Source organism: Ruegeria sp. AH12, from assembly GCF_056541465.1.
In genome coordinates this window covers 1-975 of record NZ_JBQFYL010000087.1, presented here as the reverse complement: position 1 = coordinate 975, position 975 = coordinate 1, and the positions used below count along the sequence as shown (strand labels likewise).

The following is a 975-nucleotide window of genomic DNA, read 5'->3' as shown; positions in this document are numbered from 1 at the left end:
GATGAGCTGTTTCATTGTGCCTCCTGTGCCAGCAGGTAACGGGCGATCCATTCGGCCTCTTCTTCGCTGATCAGAGGCCGCCATGGGGGCATCGCGGTGTCGGGGATGCCGTCGAGGATCACGCCGGTCAGAACGTCCGCGTCGTAGTGCTCCAGAGTCTCGGATCTCAGATCAGGGCCGAGACCACCTTTCAGCGACAGCCCGTGGCAAGAGCCGCAGTCCTGATGGACAAGACGCTTCAGTGCGTTGGGGTCAAGAGTGTCGGCGGCGAAGGCCGTGGTGGCAACAAGCACTGCGGAAGTGAGAACAGCACGTGCTGCCCATCCTTTGCGTCCTCTCACAGCCGGTTGCTGTGCCGGCCTTCTGGAACCGAACTTAGCCATGCGCCTGCTCCAAAAGGTCGGCCACAGGCCGTTCTGCATAAAGTGAAACTACCTTGCCGATGATGAACAGCGTGGGCGCCTTTAGCCCGGCCTTGCGCACATCAGAGGCCAGCCGATCCAGCCGGGATACCATCCGGCGCTCATCAGGTGTGGTCGCTTTGCCTACCGCCAAAACCGGAGTTGAGCCGGGCAGGTTCTCAGTCATCAGTCCCATGGCGATCTGGCCGATATTGGCGACGCCCATATAGACGACTAAGGTCGAGTCCGGGTCGGCCAGACGTTTCCAATCCAGATCCAGCACCTTGTCGGCCTGTCGGTGCCCGGTGACATATTGCACCGATGTCGCCAACCCGCGATGGGTCAGCGGCACGCCTGTCGAACAGGATGCCCCCTGCGCTGCGGTAATGCCTGGCGCGTATTCGACTGGGATTCCGTTTGCCATCAGGTGCGCGGCCTCTTCCGAGCCGCGTCCGAAGATCATCGGGTCACCCCCCTTGAGGCGAGCAACGGTGTGACCGGCGCTGGCTTCCTCGACGAGGATTTCGTTGATGCGATCCTGCGGCACGGTATGACACTTGGGGGCCTTCCCAAC

General features: G+C 61.6%; 2 protein-coding genes. Both read right to left on the bottom strand.

Translation table 11 applies throughout. The features are described from left to right. Positions 1-11 precede the first annotated feature (11 nt). The gene (locus ACR0EL_RS21810; RefSeq protein ID WP_480459890.1) at positions 12-383 is read right to left on the bottom strand and encodes a c-type cytochrome; all 372 of its coding nucleotides are present in this window, start codon (positions 381-383) and stop codon (positions 12-14) included. Continuing rightward, the coding region (cobA, locus tag ACR0EL_RS21805) for a uroporphyrinogen-III C-methyltransferase (RefSeq protein WP_480502263.1) at positions 376-975 on the bottom strand (600 nt) is incomplete at its 5' end. The genes ACR0EL_RS21810 and cobA, both read right to left, overlap by 8 nt.

Excerpts from the sequence above, each read along its gene's own strand:
- ACR0EL_RS21810 (WP_480459890.1), bottom strand. The coding sequence starts at position 383 with ATGGCTAAGTTCGGTTCCAGAAGGCCGGCACAGCAACCGGCTGTGAGA.